This is a genomic window from Mesorhizobium sp. M7A.F.Ca.MR.245.00.0.0, from assembly GCF_003997415.1.
In the GTDB taxonomy this organism is placed as follows: domain Bacteria; phylum Pseudomonadota; class Alphaproteobacteria; order Rhizobiales; family Rhizobiaceae; genus Mesorhizobium.
This window is the reverse complement of the sequence record NZ_RZTE01000123.1, coordinates 1-314: the sequence shown is the minus strand read 5'-3', so window position 1 is coordinate 314 and position 314 is coordinate 1. Positions and strand designations below refer to the sequence as shown.

At 62.1% G+C, this 314-nt stretch carries 1 protein-coding gene; it reads left to right on the top strand.

The genetic code is table 11. The features are described 5' to 3' along the window. Positions 1–314, top strand: a 314-nt coding sequence (locus EOB80_RS34365) for a beta-ketoacyl synthase N-terminal-like domain-containing protein (protein ID WP_281058168.1), incomplete at both ends; no start/stop codon positions are given.

Below are 314 nucleotides of genomic sequence, written 5' to 3'. Positions count from 1 at the left end.
GCTTGCTCGCCGTGCTTGCAGCGCGCGAAGCCATGCGGCAGGCCGGACTTTCCTGGGACGAGGGGAATGCCCATCGCTTCGGCGCGACAGTGGGCGTCGGATTTACCGGTTCATACGCAACAGAACAAACTTACCGCTCACTGCTTTTGGGTAGCGCAATCCGTGCTGAACTCTTCACTGGAGTAAAGGTGATGCCCAGCGCCGCTTCCGTCCATCTTAGCTTGAGCCTCGGCTTGCGCGGGCCGGTCTTCGGGGTGACCTCCGCATGTGCCTCGGCCAACCATGCGATCGCCTCGGCGGTGGACCAGATCAAG